1 pseudogene is annotated in these 258 nt (G+C 64.3%); it reads left to right on the top strand.

Features of this window, described 5'->3' with window-relative positions:
• A pseudogene (locus AC066Y_RS43375) lies at window positions 1-258 on the top strand (acyltransferase family protein); the annotation flags it as partial.

Here is a 258-nt window from a genome sequence, read left to right on the forward strand (position 1 = left end):
TCGGACCGTTCTCGGTGCAGGCGAGCCGGGTGCTGCTCTATGCGTCCTATTTCTTCATCGGTGCGGGGATCGGGGCGGCGAACCTCGAGGGCGGCCTGCTCAGCGCAAACGGACGGCTGACCGAGCGGCGTTGGTTCTGGACCGGCATCACGCTGATCCCCTACTGCTTGATGTGGGTGATGATCTACATCAAGCGCGGGGTCATCGGTAACCCCGACCCGCTGCCGGGCTGGTATCTCGCGTCCTACGGCACCTTCT

The organism is Bradyrhizobium sp. USDA3010 (genome assembly GCF_056429065.1).